Below are 23,991 nucleotides of genomic sequence, written 5' to 3' on the forward strand. Positions count from 1 at the left end.
AAATTATTTAGACCGGCGGCAGGTCAAACAGCAGAATTTCGCTTTCGCTGTCCGCATGCACGGAGAGCGCCTGCTCATCCCAGATGGCCAGGCCATCGGCGGTGGTTGCTTTGGTGCCGTTGATGGACACTTCGCCTTTCACCACCTGGATCCAGACGCGGCGGTTAGCGGCAATCTGATACACGGACTGTTCATCTTTCGCCAGCGCCCAGCGGTATAGCTCCATGTCCTGATGCACTTTCAGGGAACCTTCACGCGCATCCGGGGACAGCACCAGCTGTTTGCCCTGTTTGGCGTCGAAGCGGCGCTGCTCGTAGCGCGGCGTGATGCCGGTCTCTTCTGGAATGATCCAGATTTGATACAGGTGCAGTTTTTCCGTTTTGCTCGGGTTGTACTCGGAGTGACGCACCCCGGTACCCGCGCTCATGATCTGGAACTCGCCCGCCGGAACCTGCTCTTTGTTGCCCATGCTGTCCTGGTGCTCAACCGCCCCTTCCAGCACATAGGTCAGGATTTCCATGTCTTTGTGCGGGTGGGTACCGAAGCCCTGTCCTGCATCGATCACGTCGTCGTTAATCACGCGCAGTGCGGAGAAACCCATGAAGTTTGGGTCGTAGTAGTCGGCAAACGAGAATGAATGCCATGAGTCCAGCCAGCCATGATTCGCGTGACCACGTTCGTTTGCTTTGCGTAAGTAGATCATTGTTTTCACCCTCAGTTCGTTTCGATGGAGTAAGTGTGGACGCAAACGGTCTGGGATGATAGAGGGTGAAAATTGACTCCTCTGTTCAAAAATTATGAACAAGCGCAGAGGAGCCTTTTTTGCTTATTTCGCGAGGGTTACCGTGGCAGGAGAAGCCTGTTCGAAGGCCCGCTCAAGGATTTCCAGGTTGGTCAGAACGTCAGATTCCTTGACGTAATTCGACGCGCCGGATGTGAGGGTTTCATACAGCGCATCGTACACGCGGCCATAGTCGCCGGTTTCCGGTTGCAGCTCTTCCCTGACCGTTTCGCCCTCGTCGTTCACATACTCCAGCACGCCCACGGAATCATCCGCGGCAAAGCCCGGCTCACCGGGCATGATATTGGCCTTCAGGCTGGTCTCCTGCTGGTCAATACCGTACTTGATGAACGAGCCTCGGGTGCCGTGAACGATAAATTTCGGGTAGTCGATCTTCACCAGGTGGCTGGTCTTGACGATGGCCTTCAGGTCACCGTAGAACAGCTGCGCTTCAAAGGTGTCGTCCGGGTTGGCTTTATTGCGCAGGCTGCGGATGTCATACGCCACGTGGTCCGGTCGGCCAAAGAGGGAGATGATCTGGTCCATGGTGTGTACACCCAGGCCGTAAAACGAGCCGTCCTGCGGCAGGCCGGGCTGGGTCTCCGCCACCGGGCGGTAGTAATCGAAGTGGCTTTCAATTTCCACGATGTCGCCGAGCCTGCCGCTTTCAATCGCTTTTTTCGCCGTCAGGAAGCAGCTGTCGAAGCGGCGGTTCTGATACGGCGTAACGGTCAGGCCTTTAGTTTTCGCCAGCGCGAACAGCGCTTTTGCTTCGGCAATCGTCGGGGTGAAGGGCTTTTCTACCAGCACATTTTTGCCCGCTTCCAGCGCGCGCTTCGCATACTCAAAATGGCTGTCGGCGTGGGTGCAGACGACAACCAGTTTGACCTGCGGGTTGTTAAGCACGTCATCCAGATCGCTGGTGAAATGAATGTGGGAATACTGCGGGGATTGCTCTTCCGGCTTCGCGCGGCGGCGGTAGATATGGGCCACGTGCCAGCGGTCTCTACGGTTGAGGACATACGGCAGGTGGTAGCGGGTCGTGCTTTTACCAAATCCAATAAATGCGCAATGTAACGTCATGGCTCAGTCCTTTTGGAAGGTTACTGAGTGCAACCATAGCGCAAGTTTTGCCCTCACCCCAGCCCTCTCCCACGTGGAGAGGGAGAAAAAAGACAAAAAAAAGCCAGCTATAAGCTGGCTAAAGTAATACTGGAAGCAATGTGAGCAATGTCGTGCTTTCAGGTTCCCGTAGCGGTCTTCCTGAACGCAGAGCAATAATAATCATTCTCATTCGCACTTGTCCAATACTTTTTGCAAAAATTAGCAGTTGACGCACATTTTAAAGTCATTGATGTTGGAAGGGACTTTTAACTGACTGAGGATAAAGGAATGAGTGAGATAGTGATACGCCATATCGAAGCCAGCGATGCAGAAGCGTTACGTGACATCATGTCGCATCCTGGGGTTTATCACGACACGCTACAAATTCCTCATCCCTCTATGGCCATGTGGCATGAACGCGTCGCGGTGAAACCGGGAAGACGGCATCTGGTTGCGTGTCTGGACGAGCGCGTGGTGGGGCATATGGCGCTGGACATCATGGAAAACCCGCGCCGCAGCCACGTAGCCACCTTTGGCATCAGCGTGGCGGCAGATATGCAGGGGCGCGGCGTCGGAAGCAGGCTGATGACCGAGATGATCAACCTGTGCGACAACTGGCTGCGCGTTGAACGCATCGAGCTCACGGTTTTTGCGGATAACGCGGCCGCCGTTGCGCTGTATCAGCGTTTCGGGTTTGAAATCGAAGGCACCGGCAGAAAATTTGCCCTGCGCAACGGCGTGTATGTGGACGCGTATTATATGGCGCGGATGAAGTGACACACTCCCCTCACCCCGGCCCTCTCCCCATAGGGGCGAGGGAGAAAAAACCGCACCGTGCAATCCCCTCTCCCCTATGGGGAGAGGGTTAGGGTGAGGGGAATAATTAATACCCCGCAGTCAAATCATCCACCGAACGCGGATCCGACGCGCCAAACAGCGCCCCGTCCGGCCCAACCATAATGCTCTGGGTGCTGCCCATCGCCTCTTTCACCGCCACCTTCTGCCCACGCTGCTCCAGCAGTTTAATGGTGTCCGGGCTAAAGCCCTTCTCCACGCGCAGCTCGTCCGGCAGCCACTGGTGATGGAAGCGCGGCGCATTGGTGGCTTCGGCGACGTTCATCCCAAAGTCGATGCTGTTCACCACCATTTGCAGTACGGTGGTGATAATCCGGCTGCCGCCCGGGCTGCCGGTGACCAGCCAGGTCTTACCGTCTTTCACGACAATAGTAGGCGACATGGACGACAGCGGACGCTTCTTCGGCCCGACCGCATTCGCATCGCCGCCGACCAGACCGTAGACGTTCGGCACGCCAGGCTTGGCGGAGAAGTCATCCATCTCGTTGTTCAGCAGGATGCCGCTGTTGCCCGCCACAATCCCGGTCCCGAAGGTGGTGTTGAGCGTATAGGTCACCGCCACCGCGTTACCGTCTTTATCCACCACCGAGAAGTGGGTGGTCTGGTTGCTTTCATACGGCGCCAGCTTGCCGGGGCGGATCTCGCTGGACGGCTTCGCCTTGTTGATGTCGATCTGTTCGGCAATGGATTTGGCATACGCCTTGTTGGTCAGCGCCTGCCACGGCACCTTCACGAAGTCCGGATCGCCGAGGTATTCCGAGCGGTCGGCGTAGGCGCGTTTTTCCGCTTCCGCCATCACCTGCATGGCGTCCGCGCTGCCGAAGCCGAACTTATGCATATCGAAGTTTTCGAGAATATTCAGGATCTGCACGATGTGAATGCCCCCGGAGGACGGCGGTGGCATGGAGAAGACTTCGTAGCCGCGATAGGTGCCACTAATCGGCTCGCGCTCCACCGCCCTGTACTCGGCCAGATCCGCTTTGGTGATCAAGCCGCCGTTTTTCTTCATCTCTTCGGCAATCTGGTCGGCAATCGCCCCTTTATAGAAGGCGTCCGGACCGTGCTCCGCAATCAGCTCCAGGCTTTTGGCGAGGTTCTTCTGCACCAGCTTATCGCCCTTCTTCAGCGGCTCGCCGTCTTTCCAGAAGATGGCCTTGCTGTTTTCGTGGTTCGGAATCACTTCGCTGCCGTAGGTCTTGAGATCGTCCGCCAGCGCGTCGTTGACCACAAAACCGTCTCGGGCCAATTTAATGGCAGGCTGCACCACTTTGTTCAGCGGCATCGTGCCGTATTTCTCCAGCGCCAGCGAGAAGCCCGCCACGGTGCCCGGCGTGCCGCTTGCGAGATGTGAAGTCAGGGATTTTTTGCTGTCGGGGTTACCCTGGTCGTCGAGGAACATATCGCGGGACGCCTGAGCAGGCGCCATCTCGCGGAAGTCGATGGCGGTGGTTTTGCCGTCTTTGGTGCGCAGCATCATAAAGCCGCCGCCGCCCAGGTTCCCCGCCTGCGGGTGCGTAACCGCCAGCGCATAGCCGACGGCGACCGCGGCATCCACCGCGTTACCGCCCTGCCTGAGAATTTCAACGCCCACTTGGGTTGCCAGCGCATCCACGGACGCCACCATGCCGTGGGTTGCCCGCACGGGATGAAAAACATCTTCCTCCACGCCGTAAGAGACCGGAGGTGCAGCGGGCGGGTTGGCCGCCACGCTAAATGTCCCGCCTGCCATCAGCGCGGCGAGGGCGACCCAGCGCAAAAACGTTGGTTTCATGATTATTGTTCTCCAGGTGAAGGGATCCATATTCCCCGCTTAAGCCTGGTTCACAACTCCTAAAAAATCATCGTCATGATGAAATCGGGGTAAACTTAAGAGAGACCTCAACAGGAGGAAATGACAATGAAACGCTTACTGATTCTTACGGCGCTGATCCCGTTTGCCGCCCTCGCACAGCCACTCAACACCATGAACAACCCGAACCAGCAGGGGTATGTCATCCCGAGCCAACAGCGCATGCAGACCGAGATGACGAGCCAGCAGCAGCAGCAAAAAGGGATGCTCAACCAGCAGTTGAAAACGCGGACCCAGATGCAGCAGCAGAGCCTGCAAAACCAGATGAACGCCAACACCCAGCGCGTGCAGCAGGGGCAGATACGCGAGCAGCCGCTGCCGAATAAAAACGGCGGGATGTTAGGCGGGATGACGTCGTCAGGCAGCGGACAGCAGCATATGCTGCCGCCGCAGTCGAACGGCAGTATGCTTAATCCGCAGAACTAAAGTCCGGGCCGATCAGGTCTATGGCATCGGTACAGATGCTGTCCACGCCCCAGCGCAGCAGCTCGGCTGCGCGCTGGGGTTTATTGACGGTATAGACCAGAATATGCAGACCCGCGTCTTTCAGCATCTTCACCCGCGCCTCATCCAGCAGCTTGTGATTAAGATGAATAGAGACACACGCTAAGCGCGTCGTCAGCTCGCGCCAGTCCTCACGCCACGCGTCCAGCAATAGCCCGCGCGGCAGTTCCGGCACCGCCGCCTGAGCCGCCTCCAGCGCGTCGATTTCAAATGATGACAGCAGCGGCGGCGTCATCCCTTCCCATAGCTCACGCGCGGCCAGAGCAATCACTTTGCCCGTCAGCGGCCCGGTGCCGGTGGTCGGTTTGATCTCAATGTTTGCCATCATGCCGTGCTGACGACAGCGGTCCGCCACGTCCGCCAGCAGCGGCAGCGGTTCGCCTTTGAATTCGCCGCTGTACCAGCTTCCGGCGTCCACTTTCAGCAGGTCGCGCCACGGCAATTCTCCCGCCACGCCCCAGCCGTTGCTGGTGCGTTCGAGGTTGTCGTCATGCAGCAGGAAAATCTCGCCGTCCTTCGACAGCTTAGCGTCGAATTCGATCATCGTGTGGCCGTAGCGCGCGCCGACGTCAATCGCCGCCAGCGTGTTTTCCGGCGCCAGCTTACCGCCGCCGCGGTGGGCGACGACGTGGGGATAAGGCCAGTTGCTCATACTCGTTGTCCTGTTTCACCGTCAAACAGGTGCAGATGATTTTCCGGCAGGTGCAGCCACAGCGTGCTGCCTGCTTTCGGGCGCTCCTGATGTGCCAGGCGCACCACCATTTTTTGCTCGCCCCAGCGCCCGTGCGCCAGGTTATCTGCACCCAACATCTCCAGCGTGTCCATCACCAGCGGCACGCCACCGTCCGCCTGAGTGGTTAAACCAATATGTTCCGGGCGGATCCCGAGCGTCATCTTACGCCCGGCGTAGCCACGATAGTACCAGCTGATCGGCAACGCCATCCCGCTTTCCAGCTCAAAATGCGTGCCCGCGCTGCTGATGCGCCCTTCCAGCAGGTTCATCGCCGGGCTGCCGATAAAGCTCGCCACAAAGCGAGTGGCCGGTTTTTCATAAACTTCCACCGGGGTGCCAATCTGCTCGGCGATGCCTTTGTTCATGACCATCACGCGCTGGGCGAGCGTCATGGCTTCGACCTGATCGTGGGTCACGTACAGGGACGTTGTTTTCAGACGACGGTGCAGCTGCTGCAGCTCAAGACGCATCTGCACGCGCAGCTTGGCGTCGAGGTTAGAGAGCGGCTCGTCGAACAGGAATACCGCCGGATCGCGCACGATGGCGCGCCCCATCGCCACGCGCTGGCGCTGGCCGCCGGAAAGCTCGCGCGGCCGGCGCTTGAGCAGGCCGTCCAGCTCCAGAATGCGGGCCGCCTCTTTCACCCGCTCCTCGATATGGCCTTTGCCCATGCCGCGGATTTTCAGCCCCCAGGCCATGTTCTCCTCCACGCTCATGTGCGGATAGAGGGCGTAGTTCTGGAACACCATCGCGATGCCTCTGTCCTTCGGCTCCATCTCGGTGACGCGCTGGCGGTCAATCCAGATATCCCCGGAGGTCACGCGCTCCAGCCCCGCCACCATGCGCAGCAGGGTAGATTTGCCGCAGCCGGACGGGCCGACCATCACGATAAACTCCCCGTCCGCCACGTCGAGCGTGAGCGGCTGAATGACCTGGGTTTTGCCGTCCCAGCTTTTGGTTACTGCCTGAAGTTTTAAGCCTGCCATCTTATTTCTCACTGTCCACTAAACCACGCACAAACGCACGCTGCATGGCTAAAACGATAACGACCGGGGGGATAAGGGTGAGCAGCATCGCCGCCATCACCTGGTTCCAGAGGGTGGTGCCTTCGCCGGTGGCGATCATGCCTTTGATGCCCGCCACGGCGGTGCCGAGGTTGACGTCCTGAATAATCAGCAGCGGCCACAGGTACTGGTTCCAGCCGTAGATAAAGGTGATCACAAACAGCGCCGCAAGGTTGGTTTTCGACAGCGGCAGGACGATATCGCGGAAGAAGCGCATCGGTGACGCGCCGTCGATGCGCGCGGCTTCAATCAGCTCGTCCGGCAGGGTCATAAAGAACTGGCGGAACAGGAAGGTGGCGGTCGCCGAGGCCATCAGCGGCAGGGTTAAGCCCGCATAGCTGTCGAGCATCTTCAGGTTGGCAATCACCTCCACCGTCGGAAAGATTCGCACCTCCACCGGCAGCATCAGGGTGATAAAGATCATCCAGAAGAAGAGGTTGCGCAGCGGAAAGCGGAACCAGACGATGGCGAAGGCCGAGAGCATCGACACCGTGATTTTGCCGACGGTAATGCCGAACGCCATGATGAAGCTGTTGAGCATCATCAGCCAGAACGGCGCGCTGTTTGCGCCTACGCCCTGGGTCCAGATGGTCTTCATGTTCTCGAAAAGATGCCCGCCCGGGATCAGCGTCATCGGCGTGTCGAACACCGCTTTGGTGTCCAGCGTGGCGGCGACGAACGCCACGTACAGCGGAAACAGGATAACGATGATCCCTAAAATCAGCATGGTGTGGCTGAAAATCGTCAGCCCGCGACGGTTCTCAATCATTGGTAGCGCACCTTACTTTCAACATAGCGGAACTGCACCACCGTGAGGATGATGACGAGGAACATCAGCACGACGGACTGCGCGGCGGAGGCGGAGAGATCCAGCCCGGCGAAGCCTTCGCGGTAGATCTTATAGATAAGCGTCGTTGTCGCCTGCACCGGGCCGCCCGCGGTCGCCGCATCGATCACCGGGAAGGTGTCGAAGAAGGCGTATACGAGGTTAACCACCAGCAGGAAGAAGCTCACCGGGGCGATCAGCGGCAGCGACAGCCTGAAGAAGCGACGAATCGGCCCCGCGCCGTCAATGGCGGCGGCTTCCACCAGCGAACGCGGGATGGACTGCAGCGCGGCAAAGAAGAACAGGAAGTTGTAGCTGATCTGCTTCCACACCGAGGCGAACACCACCAGGAACATCGCCTGGCCGCTGTTCTGGGCGTGGTTCCAGTCGTAGCCGAACTCGGCCAGGAAGTGGGTAATCAGCCCGCGGCCGGGGTTAAACAGGAAGATCCACAGTACGGCGGCGACGGCGGGCGCCACGGCATAAGGCAGCAACATCAGGGTCTGATACAGGCGGCTGCCGCGCACCACGTAATCCACCAGCGCGGCGAAAAACAGCGAGGCGACCAGACCGCTGACGGTGACCAGCGCGCTGAACTTCATCGTCGTCCAGAAGGAGTCCAGATAGTAGCTGTCGTGGAACAGCGCGGTGAAGTTGTCCAGGCCCACAAACTGGCTGGACAGCCCGAACGGGTCGACGCTTTGTACCGAATACCACAGCGCTTCGCCCGCAGGCCAGATAAAGAAGATAACGGTGATGACCAGCTGAGGCGCGACCAGAAGATACGGCAGCCAGCGGGAACGGAACACCGGACGGGATGATGACATAGGTTTGCTCTGTAGGTATTCACCCCTCACCCCGGCCCTCTCCCCAAAGGGGCGAGGGAGAAAAGACGGCTCCGTGCAGTCCCCTCTCCCCTATGGGAAGAGGGTTAGGGTGAGGGGCAGGTTTGAATTACGATTTGGTCGACTGCTCAAAGCGGCGCAGCAGCTGGTTCCCGCGCTCTACCGCGGAATCCAGCGCCTGCTGTGGCGTTTTCTTCCCGGTCCAGACGCTTTCCAGCTCTTCATCCACGATGGTGCGGATCTGCGGCATGTTGCCCAGGCGCAGGCCTTTGGTGAACGGCAACGGCGGCTTGTTCAGCATCTGACGCGTCGCGATATCCGCGCCCGGGTTTTTGCTGTAGAAGCCCTGCTCGCGGGTCAGGTCGTATGCGGCTTTGGTGATCGGCAGGTAGCCGGTCTTCTGGTGCCATTCGGCTGCAATCTCAGGCTTCGCCAGGAAGTCGAGGAACTCGGCCACGCCTTTGTAGGTGCCCTTGTCTTTGCCCTGCATCACCCACAGGCTCGCTCCGCCGATGATGGCGTTCTGCGGCGCACCCTTCACGTCCGCATCGTACGGCATCATGCCTACACCGTAGTTGAATTTGGCGTAGTGACGGATGTCCGCCAGCGAGCCGGAAGACGCGGTGGTAATGGCGCAATCACCGTTGTAGAACTTCTCGGTGGATTCATCTTTACGCCCGAAGTAGCTGAAATCGCCCTTCTTGTTGAGTTCTTCCAGCAGCGCGATGTGCTTCACCTGCTCCGGCTTGTTGAACTCCAGTACCGCGTCGGTACCGTCGAAGCCGTTGTTTTTAGTGGCAACCGGCAGGCCGTGCCAGGCGCTGAAGTTTTCAATCTGGATCCAGCCCTGCCAGCCGCTGGCGTAGCCGCACTTCATCCCCGCCGCTTTCAGCTTCGCGGTGTATTCCGCCAGGTCCTGCCAGGTTTTTGGCGGCTGCTCCGGATCTAAACCGGCTTTCTTGAAGGCGTCTTTGTTGTAGTACAGCACCGGCGTGGAGCTGTTAAACGGCTGAGACAGCAGGTGACCGGTTTTGGAATCGGTGTAGTAGCCCGCTACGGTCGGCACGAACTGCGACTCGTCGAAGTTGATGCCCGCCTCTTTGAACACTTCATACACCGGCTTGATGGCTTTGGAGGCCATCATGGTGGCGGTGCCCACTTCATAAACCTGTAACAGCGCTGGCGCGTTGCCGGTACGGAAGGCGGCGATGCCCGCGCTCAGGCTCTGCTCGTAGTTGCCTTTATACACCGGCACAATTTTGTAATCCGGATGGGTGTCGTTGAAACGCTGCGCCAGGGAGTCAACTTCTTTACCCAACTCCCCTTCCATGGAATGCCAGAATGGAATGGTGGTGACAGCCATTGCGTTCGTCGCAAAAGCCAGACCCAGTGCCAGACCCAAAGCTGTGTGTCGTAACGATGTCATTGTCATCTCTCTTATTGTGCCGGATGCGCGATATCACGCGTTTTATGCTCGCGAGGTAACATGACATGCTCGAATGACAGAAAAATAACTGTTTGTTTACAGATAAGTGACAACAAAGCGTCAGGGGGATGATGGTTGTGTGAAGGGGGTTGGGTTAAAAAAAGCCGGGTGGCGGCTTCGCCTTACCCGGCCTGGTCGATCCCGTAGGCCCGGTAAGCGTAAGCGCCACCGGGCAACACAGACGGCTTAGCCTCCGAGGTACGCGCTCCGCACCGCTTCGTTCGCCAGCAGCGCGTCGCCGGTATCCTCCAGCACCACGCGGCCGTTCTCCAGCACGTAGCCACGGTCGGCGAGCTTCAGCGCCTGGTTGGCGTTCTGCTCGACGAGGAAGATGGTCATCCCCTCTTTACGCAGCTGCTCGATGGTGTCGAAAATCTGCTGGATGATGATCGGCGCAAGGCCGAGCGACGGCTCGTCCAGCAGCAGAAGGCGCGGCTGGCTCATCAGCGCGCGGCCAATCGCCAGCATCTGCTGTTCGCCGCCGGACATGGTGCCCGCGCGCTGGATGCGGCGCTCCCACAGGCGCGGGAAGAGTTCGTATACCCACTTGATGCGGGTCTGGTATTCATCGCGATGGGCGAAGAAGCCGCCCATCGCCAGGTTCTCTTCCACCGTCATGCGGGAGAAGACGCGACGCCCTTCCGGGACAATCGCCACCGCCTCGCGCATGATTTTGGCCGTCTGCCAGTCGGTAATGTCTTTACCATCAAACACAATCCGCCCGCTGGTGGCGCGCGGGTCGCCGCACAGCGTGCCGAGCAGCGTGGTTTTGCCCGCGCCGTTGGCGCCAATCAGGGTGACGATTTCACCCTGATTGATATGCAGGCTGACGTCGTGCAGCGCCTGAATCTTGCCGTAGTGCGCGTTGACCTTGTCGAACGTTAACATCGCTTTTTCCATCTTATGCCTCACCCAGGTATGCGCGGATCACGTCCGGGTTATTGCGGATCTCTTCCGGCGTGCCGTTTGCCAGCGGCGTGCCCTGGTTGACCACGTAGATACGGTCCGAAATACCCATTACCAGCTTCATGTCGTGCTCAATCAGCAGGATGGTGGTGTCGTGACTGTCGCGCAGCTCGGCAATCAGCTCGTCCAGCTCTTTGGTCTCTTTCGGGTTGAGCCCTGCCGCCGGTTCGTCAAGCATCAGGATCTCCGGCTGGGTCACCATGCAGCGCACAATCTCCAGGCGACGCTGGTCGCCGTAGGCCAGGTTGCTCGCCTGACGGTTGGCGTGCTGCAGCAGGCCGATGCGGTCGAGCCAGGTGGCGGCGCGGTCGAGCGCTTCATCCTGGGCGCGGCGGAAGGCCGGGGTTTTCAGCAGGCCGGAGAACAGCCCGGTTTTGAGCTGCTGATGCTGCGCCACCAGCAGGTTCTCAATCACCGTCATCTCGCGGAACAGACGCACGTGCTGGAAGGTACGCACCACGCCCATGCGGGCAATCTGCTGGCCCGGCAGCCCTTCAAGGTGCTGGTCGCGCAGCATAATGGTGCCGCCCGTCGGCTTGTAGAAGCCGGTCAGGCAGTTGAAGACCGTGGTCTTCCCCGCGCCGTTGGGGCCAATCAGGGAGACGATCTCTTTCTTGTGCAGATCCAGATTCACGTTGTTGACCGCCAGCAGGCCGCCAAAACGCATCATCAGGCCGTTAACGGATAATAATGGCTGACTCATGGCTGCTCTCCTTTCGCTTCCGCACTCTTAAGCTTCAGCTGTGGACGAGTCATCGGCAGCAGGCCCTGCGGACGCCAGATCATCATCAGCACCATCAAACCACCCAGCATCAGCATGCTGTATTCGTTAAAGTCGCGCATCAGCTCGCGGGAGACCACCAGCAAAATGGCCGCGAGGATAACGGCAAACTGCGAGCCCATCCCGCCCAGCACCACAATCGCCAGCACAAAGGCGGATTCGGCAAAGGTGAACGATTCCGGGCTGACGAAGCCCTGACGCGCGGCGAACAGCGTCCCGGCGAAACCGGCAAACGCGGCGCTGATGGTGAACGCGGTCAGCTTGATGCGGGTCGGGTTCAGGCCAAGGGAACGGCAGGCAATCTCATCTTCACGCAGCGCTTCCCACGCGCGGCCCAGCGGCATGCGCAGCAGGCGGTTAATCACGAACAGGGTGATCACCACCAGCAGCAGCGCCACCAGATAGAGCCAGATCACGCGGTCGGACGGGTCATACTTCACGCCGAAGAAGTTGCTGAAGGTATCCCAGCCGCCTTCGCGGGCGGTACGGCTGAACTCCAGCCCGAAGAAGGTCGGTTTCGGGATCTGGCTGATGCCGTTCGGGCCGCCGGTCACTTCGGTGTTGTTCAGCAGCAGGATACGGACGATTTCACCAAAGCCTAAGGTCACAATCGCCAGGTAGTCGCCGCGCAGGCGCAGCACCGGGAAGCCGAGCAGGAAACCCGCGGCGGCGGAGACCAGCCCCGCAAGCGGCAGGCAGGTCCAGAAGCCGAGGCCGTAATAGTGGTTCAGCAGCGCAAAGGTGTAGGCGCCGATGGCGTAGAAGCCGCCGTAGCCGAGCACCAGCAGGCCAGAGAGTCCCACCACCACGTTCAGGCCGAGACCGAGAATCACGTAGATCATGGTCAGGGTAGCGATATCCACGGTGCCGCGCGAGACCACAAACGGCCACGCCACGGCGGCCACCAGCAGCGCCACGAGGAACAGCTTCTGCTTCACGGTAGACCCGTCGATCGCCGGCAGGACGAACTTCGGCCCGGAGACGTTTTTCAGGGACTTCTGGAACAGAGGACGCAGCAGCTGGAACAGGAATACCACGGCAGTGCCGATAAACACCCACTGCCAGCGGATGTCGGGGGCGGTATCCACCACCAGCTTAGTGCCGTCGAGACCTAGCTGGACGCCCATAAAGACGCCCGCCAGCACGAAGAACATGGCGGCAGAGAGCAGCGCCATTGCAAAATGCATCGGTTTCATACTTTCTCTACCTCCGGACGGCCCAGAATACCGGTAGGCATCACCAGCAGAACCAGAATCAGCAGGGCAAACGACACCACGTCTTTATATTCGGTGCTCAGATACGCCGAAGAGAGCGCCTCCGCCACGCCCAGGATCAGGCCGCCAATCATCGCGCCCGGAATACTGCCGATGCCGCCCAGCACCGCCGCGGTAAAGGCTTTCATCCCGGCCATAAAGCCGATGTACGGGTTGATCACGCCGTAGAACTGGCCGAGCAGGACCCCTGCGACGGCAGCCATCGCGGCGCCAATCACGAAGGTCAGGGCAATCACGCGGTCGGTGTTGATGCCGAGCAGGCTCGCCATCTTCAGATCTTCAGCGCACGCGCGGCAGGCGCGTCCCATCCGCGAGTAGCGGATGAACAGCGTCAGGGCGAGCATCGCAATAAAGGTCACGACCCAGATGACGAGCTGCATGGTGGTAATAGAAGCGGCGAAGTTTTCACTGGCCCCGACAATCCACTGGCCGTTAAACAGGCTCGGCAGCGCCACGTCGCGCGAGCCTTCGGTCAGGCTGACGTAGTTTTGCAGGAAGATGGACATCCCGATGGCGGAAATCAGCGCAATCAGACGCTTGGAGCTGCGCACGGGCCGGTAGGCCACGCGCTCGATGCTCCAGCCGTAGGCGCTGGCAATCACAATCGCGCCGACAAACCCGGCGGCGACCAGCAGCCAGCTGCTGTCGATGCCCATCATCATCAGGGCGGCGATAATCATAAAGGAGACATAGCTGCCGATCATGTAGACCTCGCCGTGGGCGAAGTTGATCATGCCGATAATGCCGTAAACCATCGTATAGCCGATGGCGATCAGCGCGTAGGTGCTTCCCAGCGTGACGCCGTTAAACATCTGCTGCAGGAAATAGAGAAACTGCTCGGACATATGCAAACCTTTTTATACCCGCCCGGCGGTCCGGGCGGTGGGATAATTATTTGGCGGCCGAGGAAGACCCGTCGGCGTGCCACTTGAAGACACCAAACTCAAATCCCTTCAGATCGCCTTTCTCATCCCAGTTCAGCGGCCCAATCACGGTGTTCGCCCCGTGTGCTTTTAAATCTTTCACCAGATCCAGCGGTTCTTTGCTGCCGGTACGCTCCAGCGCGGCGGCCAGAGACTGTACGGCGGCGTAGGTGATCCAGACGTATGGACCACTCGGATCTTTCTTCTGCGCCTTGAGCGCATCCACGATAGCCTTGTTGGCCGGATCCTGGTCATAGCGTTTTGGCATCGTCACCAGCATGCCTTCGGCAGAATCCCCGGCGATGTTCGACAGCGAGGCATTGCCCACGCCCTCTGGCCCCATAAACTGGGTTTTCAGGCCTGTGGCGCGCGCCTGACGCAGCATCTGGCCCATTTCCGGGTAGTAGCCGCCGTAGTAAACGAAGTCGATGTTCTCTTTTTGCAGACGGGCGATCAGCGCGGAGAAGTCTTTCTCACCGGCGGTAATGCCGTCGAAGAAGACGATATTTGCGCCGCCTTTTTTCAGGCCGTCCTGCACGGAGCGCGCCAGGCCTTCGCCGTACTGCTGCTTGTCATGAATGATGGCAATACGCTGCGGCTTGACGGTTTCAAGGATGTATTTGGCGGCGGTAGGCCCCTGGGAGGAGTCGAGACCGGCGGTACGCATGATGTGCTGGTAGCCGCGCTGGGTCAGCTCCGGGTTGGTCGCGCCCGGGGTGATCATCAGGATGCCTTCGTCTTCGTAGATGTCAGACGCGGGCTGGGTGGAGGATGAGCACAGGTGGCCGATCACATACTGGATGCCATCGTTGACGATTTTGTTGGCGACCGCGACGGCCTGTTTTGGATCGCAGGCGTCGTCATATTCCACGCCCACCAGCTTGTCGCCCTTGATACCGCCCTTCGCGTTGATGTCTTTGATGGCCTGGCGCGCGCCGTTGAACTCCATGTCACCCCACTGGGCAACGGGGCCGGACATTGCGCCCACTACCGCAACTTTAATGTCCTCCGCCATAGCGGCATGCGAGATCGACAGTGCAACCATTCCCGCGATAAATGTTTTCGCGTTCCTTTTCATCTCTGAATCCCCATTCGTGATGTCGTGTTTATATTTTGTTTTATTATGGTTAAAAAGCATTCTGTACTTTTAATGAACAACGCTATTTTTACCAGTGCCTTTAATGGTTTAGCGCAGGTTTTTGCCAAAAACCAGACTAAAATCTCTATTTTTCAGGCGATTAAGCAAAGATAATATTCTGAAATCAGGCAGAGATAAACAACTAAAAGTAGAGTTTGCAGCATAAAATAACGGTACAAAGCGCCGAATAAATCACTACCATTCAGGTTAAAATTCTGCTTATTTTTCGATCCATGTGTTTTCAGACTGCCCATCGCGTTGCCAAAAAACTAATCACCTGGTTAATTAGAATAAAAAGAGGAAGCCGCTGGGTGGATAAATTGAGTACACTGCCCCTACTCAATTTGATTTGGACAAGTAGCTAATGAAACTGACTATCGTGCGTCTGGTGACCTTTAGCGACCAGGATCATATCGACCTGGGCAAAATCTGGCCGGAATATTCCCCTTCGTCGCTACGCGTCGACGACACTCACCGCATTTATGCCGCGCGCTTTAACGAGCGCCTGCTGGCTGCGGTTCGCGTCACCCTGAGCGGTACGGAAGGGGCGCTGGACTCGCTGCGCGTGCGTGACGTCACCCGTCGTCGCGGCGTGGGGCAGTATTTAATTGAAGAAGCGATCCGCGAAAACCCGAGCGTGACCTCATGGTGGATGGCTGACGTAGGCGTAGAAGACCGCGGCGTGATGGCGGCGTTTATGCAGGCGTTAGGGTTTACGGCGCAGGAGAGCGGGTGGGCGAAGCGCTAAAAGAAAGCCGGGTGGCGGCTGCGCCTTACCCGGCCTACGAGGTGCTGTGCGGTCTGATGCCCTCACCCCGGCCCTCTCCCACGGGGAGAGGGTGCAAACACTAAAATGGCAACCTTACGGTTGCCATTTGCGTTTATTTTGCGTCGGTCGCCGTGCCGTTAGCATGCCAGTCAAACACGCCGAACTCGAAGCCCTTCAGGTCGCCCTTCTCATCCCAGGACAGCGGCCCCATGACGGTATCCACCTTGTTTGCTTTCAGCCATTTGGCAATTTCCGCCGGATCGGCTGACTGGTTCAGGCCCGCCTGCAGAGACTGCAGCGCCGCATAGGTGGTCCAGACGAACGCGCCGCTTGGATCCTGTTTCTTCGCCTTGATGGCATCCACGACAGGTTTGTTCGCAGGGACCTGGTCGTAGTTCTTCGGCTTGGTCACCAGCAGGCCTTCGGCTGATTCCCCCGCGATGTTAGACAGGGAAACGTTCGCCACGCCTTCCGGGCCCATAAACTGGGTTTTCAGGCCCGCCGCGCGCGCCTGGCGCAGGATCTGACCCATTTCCGGGTGGTAGCCGCCGTAGTATACGAAGTCGATATTCTCTTTCTTCAGACGCGCCACCAGCGTGGAGAAGTCTTTCTCACCAGCGGTGATCCCGTCGAAGAACACCACGTCAGCATTCGCTTTCTTGAGGTTGTCCTGCACTGAACGCGCCAGACCTTCACCGTACTGCTGCTTGTCGTGAACGATGGCAATGCGCTTCGGCTTCACTTTTTCGACGATGTATTTCGCCGCGGTTGGGCCCTGGTCAGAGTCCAGACCGGTGGTACGCAGGATCAGCTTGTAGCCGCGCGCGGTCAGCTCCGGCGCGGTCGCAGCCGGGGTGATCATCAGGATACCTTCGTCTTCGTAGATGTCAGACGCGGGCTGAGTAGAAGAAGAGCACAGGTGACCGATAACGTATTTGATCCCGTCGTTCACCACTTTGTTCGCGACCGCGACCGCCTGTTTCGGGTCACAGGCATCATCATATTTTACGATCTGCAGCTTTTCGCCCTTAATACCGCCCTTAGCATTAATGTCTGCAACCGCCTGCTCGGCACCCGTGAACTCCTGGTCGCCGTACTGCGCTACCGGGCCGGACATGGCGCCAACCACAGCCACCTTAATGTCTGCCTGCGCCATGGTGCTGAATGCCAACGCGATACATCCTGCCAGTAACGCTTTACCCTTCATGTTCATCCTGAGATTCCCCATTATTATGGTTATTACGATTGTTGTGATGTTGTTGTTCAGCGCTTTATGTCAGTTATAGGTGTGCCGTTCGCGCTTTTTCAGCATACTCTGCTAAAACATACCCGATTTTTATGATTTTGGAATAGCTAATTTGAAATGAATATATGCCAGGCCCGGCCGAGATTTCTGCCGGGCATGTGGCTTTAACGTGTCAGCGAGGCGGAGATAATGTCCAGCGCTTTACGGAACTGCGCTTCAGGAATAGTCAGCGGATAGAGGAAACGAATGACGTTGCCGTAGACGCCGCAGCTCAGCAGAAGCAAGCCTTCCTGCAGCGCGCGCTCCTGCACCTGGCGAGTGAATTCCGGCGAAGGCTGCCCCGTTTGCGGGTCGTTAAACTCCACCGCCACCATCGAACCCTGCGCGCGAATGTCGGCGATATGCGGACAGTTTTCCTTCGCTTTGTTCAGCACCTCCACCAGGTGATGGCCAAGATGCGCCGAGCGCGTGCAGAGATCCTCTTCGTCAATCACGTCGAGCACGGCATGCGCTGCGGCAATCGCCAGCGGGTTCCCCGCGTAGGTCCCGCCCAGCCCGCCCGGCGCGGGCGCGTCCATCACCTCAGCACGGCCCGACACCGCCGAGAGCGGCATCCCGCCCGCCAGGCTTTTTGCCATGGTGATCAGATCGGGCTTCACGCAGTGGTGCTCCATCGAGAACAGCTTGCCGGTACGGGCGAAGCCGCTTTGCACCTCGTCGGCAATCAGCAAAATACCGTGGGTGTCGCACAGGGCGCGCAGCGCCTGCATAAAATCAGCGGGCGCGATGTTGAAGCCGCCCTCCCCCTGAACCGGTTCAAGAATAATGGCCGCGACCTGGTCCGGCGCAATATCCGCCTTAAAGATGCGCTCCAGGCTTTTTAGCGCTTCCGCCGTGCTGACGCCGTGCAGATCGTTCGGATACTGCGCGTGATAGACCGAGCCGGGGAACGGGCCGAAGCCAATCTTGTACGGCGCAACCTTGCCGGTTAGCGCCATGGTCATAAAGGTGCGGCCGTGGAACGCGCCGCCGAAGGTGATAAGGCCGGGACGGTGGGTATACGCGCGGGCAATTTTGACGGCGTTCTCAACCGCTTCTGCCCCCGTTGAAAAGAACGCCGTTTTCGCCGGGCCGTCAATTGGCACGCGTTCGTTGATGCGTTCGGCAAGCGAGACATAGCCTTCATACGGGACAATCTGGTAGGCCGTATGGGTAAAGGCGTGGAGTTGTTTTTCGATGGCGGAAATAACTTTAGGATGGCGATGGCCGGTATTCAGTACCGCGATCCCCGCGGCGAAGTCGATGTACTCGTTCCCCTCGACGTCCCACACCGTGGCGTTTTCGGCTTTATCGGCATAGAAGTTACACATTACGCCAATGCCGCGCGGCGTCGCCTGTAAACGCCGGTCGTTGAGTTCGTTGTTTTTCACCCTGTCCCCCTGAGAATGTCGCCTGCTTAGCGCATCAGTAAGTGTTTGCCAGGGGGAGGGAATTCGCCAGAGCGGGGGATAAAAAAACAAAACCCCCGGACTCTCATCCAGGGGTTATCGGTGCACTTCGCGGAAATTACGCTTCGATAGCGGCGCGAAGTTTTTTCATGGCGTTCTTTTCAAGCTGACGCACACGTTCCGCAGAGACGCCGTAGCGGTCGGCCAGCTCCTGCAGCGTGGACTTGTTGTCTTCGTCCAGCCAGCGGGCGCGGATAATATCCTGGCTACGTTCGTCGAGGCCTTCCATCGCATGGGTCAGCTTGTTCGCGGCCTGATCTTCCCAGTTGTCCTCTTCAATGCCGTCGGCAAAGTTAGAGGTTTTATCCTGCAGATACAGAACCGGTGCCATTGGCTGGCTGTCGGATGCGTCGTCGTCGGAGGACATATCAAAGGTCATGTCCTGCGCGGCCATACGGGATTCCATCTCACGCACGTCTTTGCTGGATACGCCCAGCTCGCGCGCCACCATTTCCACTTCATCCTGATTGAACCAGCCCAGACGCTGCTTGGTTTTACGCAGGTTGAAGAACAGTTTGCGTTGCGCTTTTGTCGTGGCGACCTTCACGATACGCCAGTTGCGCAGCACGTATTCATGAATTTCTGCTTTGATCCAGTGTACGGCGAAGGAGACGAGTCGCACACCCACTTCCGGGTTAAAGCGACGCACAGCCTTCATCAGGCCGATGTTACCTTCCTGAATCAAGTCCGCCTGCGGCAGGCCATAGCCCGCGTAATTACGAGCAATGTGAACAACAAAGCGCAGGTGAGACAGGATCAGCTTTTTCGCTGCTTCCAGATCGCCCTGGTAATGCAGCTTTTCAGCAAGCTCCTTTTCTTCCTCGGCCGTTAACATCGGCCAGGTGTTCGCAGCCCGGATGTAAGATTCCAGGTTACCAACAGGGGCTAAAGCTAAAGTTTGCATTTCTTTGGTCATTCATTCCTCTCAATGTTTCTTCTGGTCCAGGCTGTCCCCGTCAGGCAACAACCATGCCAAAGCGTTTGAGCAACGAGATTAGCATTCACTCTTTTATCAGACAGTGATTTTATCCACAAGTTCCAGGTGCAACGGTGAATAAATTACGCACAAATTGTGACATGGAGATGATAACAGGGGAAGAGACAACAGGGACGCTTTCCCTGCAGAGCGAACATCTCGGTGCAGGGAAAGATTATATCACGCTTTTATTAGTCGGGAGTAAAGTGACGTAAATGTTGAACGGTTGCCAGCCAGGCTGCCACCCACCCAATCATCGAACACACCAGCAGCAGTAACAGGCATTCGTCGAACCCTAAGCCACTGATATCAAACTTGGTTCCGAAAACCTGCGCCACTTCCGTCACGGCAGATGAAAGCCGCATCACCAAAATTTCTGACAATATCAGTGAAAGAAATGCGCCGGAAAAACCGAGCAGTGCGCCGCCGTAAAGGAACGGTCGGAGGATGAAGCCATCCGTCGCGCCAATCAGTTTCTGCACGTTGATGGTATCGCGACGGGCGAAGATGCTCAGGCGCACGCTGTTACCGATGACGAGGAAGACCGCCGCCACCATCAGCACGCCAATCATTGCCGCGACGCGTCCTACCAGTCCGGTCAGCGCAGCAAGGCGCGCAAACCAGCTGTCGTCCATGCGCACTTCATCAATGCCCTTAATGCGCGTGATGCGATCGCGCAGGGTGTTAAGCGAATCGGTCCCCTGGAAATCCAGCTTCGGGATCACCACCGCCACGGCGGGAAGCGGGTTCTCTTCGAGCATATCCAGCGCGCCGCCAAAGCCAGACCAGTTGCGGAACTCGCCCAGCGCGTCTTCACGGGAGAGATAGTTGACCTTCTCCACGCCCTGCTCGGCCTGAATTTGGCCAACCACCTGCGCCGCCGCGTTATCGTCGAGCGCTTTATCGAGATAGACCGTGATCTGCGGGGACGGATAATACTGTGAGGCCGCCTGGTTGACGTTTTTATAGACCATATAGCAGACGCTTGGCAGCGTCAGGGAGATGGCAATCACCATCACCGTCAGGAACGTCGCCAGCGGTTTGCTTTTCAGGTCCTGCAGCGCGCCGTGGAACGCGTAGCGCACCTGCTCGTTAAACACGTTGGTTTTGCGGGAGGCCGGTTTTGGCGCGGCCTTCTGGCGCTTCGGCGCATTACGATTGCCGTCACCACCGCCCTGCGGCTTGCGGAAACGGTCAAACCGGTTCCCGAACTGCCGAATCTGGTTTATTGCATCACGCTTATTCACCGTGGCCTCCGTGCAAATGACCGTCGCTCAGGGTCAGCATGCGGTACGAACGACGGGAAATGAGCCCGATGTCGTGCGTCGCCATCAATACGGTAACCCCCACGCGGTTAAACTCCTCAAACAGACGCAAAATCCCTTCTGACAGGGCATCGTCCAGGTTACCGGTCGGTTCATCCGCCAGCAGCACGGCAGGCTTGTTCACCACCGCGCGGGCGATGCCCACGCGCTGCTGTTCACCGCCGGAGAGCTGGATCGGGAAGTTCTTCGCTTTGTCCAGCAGCCCAACCTTATCCAGCGCCGCAGAGACGCGGCGGCGGATATCGTCATAGCTGGCACCGGCAATAATCAGCGGAATGGCCACGTTATCGAAAACGGTGCGATCCATCAGCAGGTGGTGATCCTGGAAAATCATGCCGATCTGACGACGCAGGAACGGCACTTCGCGGTTTTTCAGGCGGCTGATCTCATGGCCGCCGAAAAAGATTTTCCCGGCGCTTGGCCGCTCGATCCCACAGATAAGCTTGAGCAGGGTACTTTTCCCCGCGCCGGAATGGCCGGTCAGGAATGCCATCTCGCCCGGCTGCAGGTGGAAAGTGACCCCCTGCAGCGCTTGTCTCCCACCGAGATAGGCCTTGCTGACGTGTTCAAAGCGAATCATTGTTAGTCCTCTCGGGCAAATAATGCCTCAATAAAGTCGTCCGCCTTAAACGGACGTAAATCCTCAATACGCTCGCCCACACCGATGTAGCGGATAGGAATGCCGAACTGATCGGCGACGGAGAAGATCACCCCGCCCTTCGCGGTGCCGTCCAGTTTGGTCAGCGCGATCCCCGTCAGTCCTACCGCTTCATGGAACAGCTTCGCCTGGCTGATGGCGTTCTGTCCGGTGCTGGCGTCGATAGTCAGCATAATTTCATGCGGTGCGTCTTCGTCCAGCTTCTTCATGACGCGAACGATTTTCTTCAACTCTTCCATCAGGTGCGATTTATTCTGCAAACGCCCTGCGGTATCGGCAATCAGCACGTCCACGTTGCGCGCCTTCGCCGCCTGGATGGCGTCGAAGATCACGGACGCGGAATCCGCGCCGGTGTGCTGGGCAATCACCGGGATGTTGTTACGCTGGCCCCACACCTGCAGCTGCTCAACCGCTGCCGCGCGGAAGGTATCGCCCGCCGCCAGCATCACCGATTTACCCTGCTGCTCGAACTGACGCGCCAGCTTGCCGATGGTGGTGGTTTTACCCACGCCGTTCACGCCGACCATCAGAATAACAAATGGCGTTTTGCCTTCAATATTAAGCGGTTCATCAACTTTTGCGAGAATTTCACCCATCTCGTCTTTCAGCAGACCGTACAGCGCTTCGGCGTCGCGCAGCTGTTTGCGGCTCGCCCCTTCGGTCAGGTTGGCGATGATCTTACGGGTGGTGTCCACGCCGACGTCCGCAATCAGCAACTGTTCTTCCAGCTCTTCAAAGAGATCGTCGTCGATCTTCTTGCCGCGGAACAGGCTGATAAATCCGGAACCTAAGTTTTCTTTGGTTTTCAGCAGGCTGCGCTTCAGGCGCGCGAAGAAACCTTCTTTGGTCGGTTTTTCCTGCTCCTGAACGCTCTCTTCTTCCGGTTCTTCTTCCACCGGCACGACGATGACCGCTTCTTCCGCGGCTTCCGCCGCCAGCGCCTGGGCTTCCAGCTCTTCGTCGGTCAGCTCTGGCTCAAGCGCAGCCTCTTCTTCCACCGCCTCAACAATTTCAACGGTTTCCGCTTCGGCCTGCCACTCTTCGGCAGAGACGTCTTCGGCTTTCACCTCTTCCGGCAGCGGCAGCTCTTCGTGTTCAATAACGGCCTGCGGCGCGTCGGCAATGTCTTCAACGACAACCGGTTCTGGCTTCTCGCTCTCCTGAACCTGCTCCGTGACTTCAACCACCTCTTCAGCAAACGATTCAATCTCTTCTTTGCTGTGCGCCGTTTCTTCCGCGTCGACTACCGCGGCGGTTTCTACAGGCGTTTCAGGCTGTGACTGCTCTTCAACGGCTTGTTGCTCTTCGGTTTTCTGTTCTGTTTCTTGCTCTTTTTCACCGAAGCCCAGCCAGGAAAAGAAGCCACGTTTTTTTTGTTTTGCCATCTGCGACTACACTCCTCGCGGCGCTATATACATGGAAGCTAAAAAAATGATGAAATAGTCTAACACTTTACTTAATTGACATCACCGCCCGCAATCGCAGGCCAATTGTTAACAGAGCTTTCCTGAGATGAAGAAACCCAACCGCGCCCCGGCCGGTCAAATTCGTATTATCGGCGGTCAGTGGCGAGGCCGGAAATTACCGGTGCCGGACAGCCCCGGTTTACGCCCAACCACCGACCGCGTGCGCGAGACGCTGTTTAACTGGCTGGCCCCGTCAATGGTAGACGCACACTGTCTGGACTGCTTCGCCGGAAGCGGCGCGCTCGGACTGGAAGCGCTGTCGCGCTATGCCGCCAGCGCGACGCTGCTGGAGATGGAGCGCGGCGTGGCGCAGACGCTGCAGCAAAACCTGGCGACGCTGAAGGCGAGCAACGCGAAAGTGGTGAATACCAACACGCTGAGCTTCCTCGCGCAAAAGGGCACGCCGCATAACGTGGTGTTTGTCGATCCGCCGTTTCGCAAGGGGCTGCTGGAAGAGACGTTATCCCTGCTGGAGAAAAACGGCTGGCTGGCGGATGACGCATTGATTTACGTGGAAAGCGAAGTGGAAAACGGTTTACCGCCGGTTCCCGCTCACTGGGATCTGCACCGCGAAAAGGTCGCCGGTCAGGTTGCCTATCGTCTTTATCACCGTCAGGCACAAGGAGGCCCCGATGCCGGTACTGATTAACCTGGGACGTTTGCTGATGCTGGGCGTCTGGGCGTTCCTGATTCTGAATCTGGTGCACCCGTTCCCGCGCCCGATGAACATTTTCGTTAACGTGGCGCTGATTTTCACCTCGTTCATGCACGCCCTGCAGATGGTGATGTTGAAAAACGGCCTGCCGAAAGACGGCCCGCAGATGACCGGCTGGCAGCAGCTACGCGTGTTTATTTTCGGCGTGTTTGAGCTGCTGGTGTGGATGAAGAAATTTAAGGCGCAGGTGAAGAAGTAA

Annotated in this window: 24 protein-coding genes; 5 read left to right on the forward strand and 19 right to left on the reverse strand. The window is 58.2% G+C overall.

All coding sequences use genetic code 11. The features are described 5' to 3' along the window. Positions 1–7 precede the first annotated feature (7 nt). Positions 8–703, reverse strand: a complete 696-nt coding sequence (locus tag L6R44_RS17785; protein WP_237424964.1) for a pirin family protein — start codon at positions 701–703, stop codon at positions 8–10. 123 nt (positions 704–826) lie between these two features. Further along, positions 827–1,864: an oxidoreductase gene (locus L6R44_RS17790; RefSeq protein WP_237424965.1), complete on the reverse strand. Its 1,038-nt coding sequence runs from the start codon at positions 1,862–1,864 to the stop codon at positions 827–829. A 309-nt stretch (positions 1,865–2,173) separates the two neighbouring features. On the opposite strand from L6R44_RS17790, the gene yhhY reads away from it, so the two are divergent. After that, positions 2,174–2,662 carry an N-acetyltransferase gene (yhhY, locus tag L6R44_RS17795; protein ID WP_237424966.1) on the forward strand — a complete coding sequence of 163 codons (489 nt, stop codon included), beginning with the start codon at positions 2,174–2,176 and terminating at the stop codon, positions 2,660–2,662. Between the two features lie 106 nt (positions 2,663–2,768). Here yhhY and ggt read toward each other — a convergent pair whose 3' ends face one another. Beyond that, on the reverse strand, positions 2,769–4,511 hold the full coding sequence (ggt, locus tag L6R44_RS17800) for a gamma-glutamyltransferase (RefSeq protein WP_237424967.1): 1,743 nt from the start codon (positions 4,509–4,511) through the stop codon (positions 2,769–2,771). A gap of 126 nt (positions 4,512–4,637) precedes the next feature. On the opposite strand from ggt, the gene L6R44_RS17805 reads away from it, so the two are divergent. Beyond that, positions 4,638–5,015, forward strand: a complete 378-nt coding sequence (locus L6R44_RS17805) for a DUF2756 family protein (RefSeq protein ID WP_237424968.1) — start codon at positions 4,638–4,640, stop codon at positions 5,013–5,015. Here the strand turns inward: L6R44_RS17805 and ugpQ are convergent. The 10 genes from ugpQ to livK all read right to left on the reverse strand — a co-directional run bounded on the left by ugpQ (position 4,999) and on the right by livK (position 15,069). Then, on the reverse strand, positions 4,999–5,745 hold the full coding sequence (gene ugpQ, locus L6R44_RS17810; RefSeq protein WP_237424969.1) for a glycerophosphodiester phosphodiesterase: 747 nt from the start codon (positions 5,743–5,745) through the stop codon (positions 4,999–5,001). The genes L6R44_RS17805 and ugpQ overlap by 17 nt on opposite strands. After that, positions 5,742–6,812 carry a sn-glycerol-3-phosphate import ATP-binding protein UgpC gene (locus tag L6R44_RS17815; RefSeq protein WP_032644690.1) on the reverse strand — a complete coding sequence of 357 codons (1,071 nt, stop codon included), beginning with the start codon at positions 6,810–6,812 and terminating at the stop codon, positions 5,742–5,744. Before L6R44_RS17815 ends, ugpQ begins: the two co-directional genes overlap by 4 nt. A gap of 1 nt (position 6,813) precedes the next feature. Continuing rightward, a complete protein-coding gene (gene ugpE / locus L6R44_RS17820; protein ID WP_028015153.1) occupies positions 6,814–7,659 on the reverse strand; it encodes a sn-glycerol-3-phosphate ABC transporter permease UgpE in 846 nt (281 codons plus the stop codon). Beyond that, the gene (gene ugpA / locus L6R44_RS17825) at positions 7,656–8,543 is read right to left on the reverse strand and encodes a sn-glycerol-3-phosphate ABC transporter permease UgpA (RefSeq protein WP_023618241.1); all 888 of its coding nucleotides are present in this window, start codon (positions 8,541–8,543) and stop codon (positions 7,656–7,658) included. The genes ugpE and ugpA overlap by 4 nt, the downstream gene beginning before the upstream one ends. 127 nt (positions 8,544–8,670) lie before the next feature. Continuing rightward, a complete protein-coding gene (gene ugpB, locus L6R44_RS17830) occupies positions 8,671–9,987 on the reverse strand; it encodes a sn-glycerol-3-phosphate ABC transporter substrate-binding protein UgpB (RefSeq protein WP_032644689.1) in 1,317 nt (438 codons plus the stop codon). Positions 9,988–10,233: 246 nt separating this feature from the next. Then, the gene (gene livF / locus L6R44_RS17835; protein ID WP_006812273.1) at positions 10,234–10,947 is read right to left on the reverse strand and encodes a high-affinity branched-chain amino acid ABC transporter ATP-binding protein LivF; all 714 of its coding nucleotides are present in this window, start codon (positions 10,945–10,947) and stop codon (positions 10,234–10,236) included. Between the two features lies 1 nt (position 10,948). Beyond that, complete coding sequence (gene livG, locus L6R44_RS17840) at positions 10,949–11,716, reverse strand: high-affinity branched-chain amino acid ABC transporter ATP-binding protein LivG (protein WP_023310024.1); 768 nt, start codon at positions 11,714–11,716, stop codon at positions 10,949–10,951. Next, the gene (locus L6R44_RS17845; RefSeq protein ID WP_237424970.1) at positions 11,713–12,990 is read right to left on the reverse strand and encodes a high-affinity branched-chain amino acid ABC transporter permease LivM; all 1,278 of its coding nucleotides are present in this window, start codon (positions 12,988–12,990) and stop codon (positions 11,713–11,715) included. Before L6R44_RS17845 ends, livG begins: the two co-directional genes overlap by 4 nt. Then, positions 12,987–13,913, reverse strand: coding sequence for a high-affinity branched-chain amino acid ABC transporter permease LivH (livH, locus tag L6R44_RS17850; protein ID WP_008500099.1), 927 nt, complete (start codon positions 13,911–13,913; stop codon positions 12,987–12,989). The genes L6R44_RS17845 and livH overlap by 4 nt, the downstream gene beginning before the upstream one ends. Before the next feature lie 46 nt (positions 13,914–13,959). Continuing rightward, positions 13,960–15,069: a high-affinity branched-chain amino acid ABC transporter substrate-binding protein LivK gene (livK, locus tag L6R44_RS17855; RefSeq protein WP_237424971.1), complete on the reverse strand. Its 1,110-nt coding sequence runs from the start codon at positions 15,067–15,069 to the stop codon at positions 13,960–13,962. Between the two features lie 424 nt (positions 15,070–15,493). Here livK and panM point away from each other — a divergent pair, with 424 nt between their 5' ends. Then, positions 15,494–15,877, forward strand: coding sequence for an aspartate 1-decarboxylase autocleavage activator PanM (gene panM / locus L6R44_RS17860; RefSeq protein ID WP_237424972.1), 384 nt, complete (start codon positions 15,494–15,496; stop codon positions 15,875–15,877). A gap of 133 nt (positions 15,878–16,010) precedes the next feature. On the opposite strand, the gene livJ is transcribed toward panM, so the two are convergent. The 6 genes from livJ to ftsY all read right to left on the reverse strand — a co-directional run bounded on the left by livJ (position 16,011) and on the right by ftsY (position 22,996). After that, positions 16,011–17,111, reverse strand: a complete 1,101-nt coding sequence (livJ, locus tag L6R44_RS17865) for a branched chain amino acid ABC transporter substrate-binding protein LivJ (RefSeq protein ID WP_143349551.1) — start codon at positions 17,109–17,111, stop codon at positions 16,011–16,013. A 197-nt stretch (positions 17,112–17,308) separates the two neighbouring features. Continuing rightward, on the reverse strand, positions 17,309–18,574 hold the full coding sequence (locus L6R44_RS17870) for a 4-aminobutyrate--2-oxoglutarate transaminase (protein WP_237424973.1): 1,266 nt from the start codon (positions 18,572–18,574) through the stop codon (positions 17,309–17,311). Between the two features lie 136 nt (positions 18,575–18,710). Continuing rightward, complete coding sequence (gene rpoH / locus L6R44_RS17875; protein ID WP_028015143.1) at positions 18,711–19,568, reverse strand: RNA polymerase sigma factor RpoH; 858 nt, start codon at positions 19,566–19,568, stop codon at positions 18,711–18,713. A gap of 251 nt (positions 19,569–19,819) precedes the next feature. Next, positions 19,820–20,875, reverse strand: a complete 1,056-nt coding sequence (gene ftsX, locus L6R44_RS17880; protein ID WP_023326488.1) for a permease-like cell division protein FtsX — start codon at positions 20,873–20,875, stop codon at positions 19,820–19,822. Further along, positions 20,868–21,533 carry a cell division ATP-binding protein FtsE gene (gene ftsE / locus L6R44_RS17885; RefSeq protein ID WP_025758973.1) on the reverse strand — a complete coding sequence of 222 codons (666 nt, stop codon included), beginning with the start codon at positions 21,531–21,533 and terminating at the stop codon, positions 20,868–20,870. Before ftsE ends, ftsX begins: the two co-directional genes overlap by 8 nt. A 2-nt stretch (positions 21,534–21,535) precedes the next feature. Next, complete coding sequence (gene ftsY, locus L6R44_RS17890; protein ID WP_237424974.1) at positions 21,536–22,996, reverse strand: signal recognition particle-docking protein FtsY; 1,461 nt, start codon at positions 22,994–22,996, stop codon at positions 21,536–21,538. A gap of 127 nt (positions 22,997–23,123) precedes the next feature. Between ftsY and rsmD the strand changes: the two genes are divergently transcribed. Together rsmD and L6R44_RS17900 are read left to right on the forward strand one after the other, a co-directional pair. After that, positions 23,124–23,726 (forward strand): 16S rRNA (guanine(966)-N(2))-methyltransferase, encoded by a 603-nt coding sequence (gene rsmD / locus L6R44_RS17895; protein WP_237424975.1) that lies wholly within the window; start codon positions 23,124–23,126, stop codon positions 23,724–23,726. Continuing rightward, a complete protein-coding gene (locus tag L6R44_RS17900) occupies positions 23,710–23,991 on the forward strand; it encodes a DUF1145 family protein (RefSeq protein ID WP_010436509.1) in 282 nt (93 codons plus the stop codon). The genes rsmD and L6R44_RS17900 overlap by 17 nt, the downstream gene beginning before the upstream one ends.

The organism is Enterobacter cloacae complex sp. ECC445 (genome assembly GCF_021892025.1).
Classification (GTDB): Bacteria; Pseudomonadota; Gammaproteobacteria; order Enterobacterales; family Enterobacteriaceae; genus Enterobacter; species Enterobacter chengduensis.

Bases quoted from the DNA above. Each gene is read 5' to 3' on its own strand.
- L6R44_RS17785 (WP_237424964.1), bottom strand. From the start codon at position 703: ATGATCTACTTACGCAAAGCAAACGAACGTGGTCACGCGAATCATGGC.
- L6R44_RS17790 (WP_237424965.1), bottom strand. From the start codon at position 1,864: ATGACGTTACATTGCGCATTTATTGGATTTGGTAAAAGCACGACCCGC.
- yhhY (WP_237424966.1), top strand. From the start codon at position 2,174: ATGAGTGAGATAGTGATACGCCATATCGAAGCCAGCGATGCAGAAGCG.
- ggt (WP_237424967.1), bottom strand. From the start codon at position 4,511: ATGAAACCAACGTTTTTGCGCTGGGTCGCCCTCGCCGCGCTGATGGCA.
- L6R44_RS17805 (WP_237424968.1), top strand. From the start codon at position 4,638: ATGAAACGCTTACTGATTCTTACGGCGCTGATCCCGTTTGCCGCCCTC.
- ugpQ (WP_237424969.1), bottom strand. From the start codon at position 5,745: ATGAGCAACTGGCCTTATCCCCACGTCGTCGCCCACCGCGGCGGCGGT.
- L6R44_RS17815 (WP_032644690.1), bottom strand. From the start codon at position 6,812: ATGGCAGGCTTAAAACTTCAGGCAGTAACCAAAAGCTGGGACGGCAAA.
- ugpE (WP_028015153.1), bottom strand. From the start codon at position 7,659: ATGATTGAGAACCGTCGCGGGCTGACGATTTTCAGCCACACCATGCTG.
- ugpA (WP_023618241.1), bottom strand. From the start codon at position 8,543: ATGTCATCATCCCGTCCGGTGTTCCGTTCCCGCTGGCTGCCGTATCTT.
- ugpB (WP_032644689.1), bottom strand. From the start codon at position 9,987: ATGACATCGTTACGACACACAGCTTTGGGTCTGGCACTGGGTCTGGCT.
- livF (WP_006812273.1), bottom strand. From the start codon at position 10,947: ATGGAAAAAGCGATGTTAACGTTCGACAAGGTCAACGCGCACTACGGC.
- livG (WP_023310024.1), bottom strand. From the start codon at position 11,716: ATGAGTCAGCCATTATTATCCGTTAACGGCCTGATGATGCGTTTTGGC.
- L6R44_RS17845 (WP_237424970.1), bottom strand. From the start codon at position 12,990: ATGAAACCGATGCATTTTGCAATGGCGCTGCTCTCTGCCGCCATGTTC.
- livH (WP_008500099.1), bottom strand. From the start codon at position 13,913: ATGTCCGAGCAGTTTCTCTATTTCCTGCAGCAGATGTTTAACGGCGTC.
- livK (WP_237424971.1), bottom strand. From the start codon at position 15,069: ATGAAAAGGAACGCGAAAACATTTATCGCGGGAATGGTTGCACTGTCG.
- panM (WP_237424972.1), top strand. From the start codon at position 15,494: ATGAAACTGACTATCGTGCGTCTGGTGACCTTTAGCGACCAGGATCAT.
- livJ (WP_143349551.1), bottom strand. From the start codon at position 17,111: ATGAACATGAAGGGTAAAGCGTTACTGGCAGGATGTATCGCGTTGGCA.
- rpoH (WP_028015143.1), bottom strand. From the start codon at position 19,568: ATGACCAAAGAAATGCAAACTTTAGCTTTAGCCCCTGTTGGTAACCTG.
- ftsE (WP_025758973.1), bottom strand. From the start codon at position 21,533: ATGATTCGCTTTGAACACGTCAGCAAGGCCTATCTCGGTGGGAGACAA.
- ftsY (WP_237424974.1), bottom strand. From the start codon at position 22,996: ATGGCAAAACAAAAAAAACGTGGCTTCTTTTCCTGGCTGGGCTTCGGT.
- rsmD (WP_237424975.1), top strand. From the start codon at position 23,124: ATGAAGAAACCCAACCGCGCCCCGGCCGGTCAAATTCGTATTATCGGC.
- L6R44_RS17900 (WP_010436509.1), top strand. From the start codon at position 23,710: ATGCCGGTACTGATTAACCTGGGACGTTTGCTGATGCTGGGCGTCTGG.